This window comes from Paraburkholderia sp. SIMBA_027, assembly GCF_046535315.1.
Taxonomy (GTDB): domain Bacteria; phylum Pseudomonadota; class Gammaproteobacteria; order Burkholderiales; family Burkholderiaceae; genus Paraburkholderia; species Paraburkholderia tropica.
Map to the genome: position 1 here is coordinate 1 of NZ_JAWRWY010000751.1, position 266 is coordinate 266.

The 266-nt window shown below is 72.2% G+C and carries 1 pseudogene; it reads left to right on the plus strand.

The annotated features are described in order from the left end of the window. A pseudogene (locus SB764_RS41060) lies at positions 1 to 266 on the plus strand (MFS transporter); the annotation flags it as partial.

Sequence of the window (266 nt, forward strand, 5' to 3'; positions counted from 1 at the left end):
GGCTCGACGTGACGCGCAATAACGTAGGCCTGTTGGCCGAGGGCCTGCAGCGCGACCTGAACCGGGTGCTCGGCTATGGGCTGGAAGTGGACCGGCTGCGTGGCGTCGAGGCGCCGTTCAGCCGCCTGGCCGGCACTTTCCCGGCGGTGGCGCAGATCGAACTGGCCGACCGCAACGGCCGCGTCCTCTACGGCGCCGATGCGCGCGGGGCGCTGGACGTGTCGCAGTTGCCCGTGAGCCGGCCGCAGGCCGACGACCTGACGCTG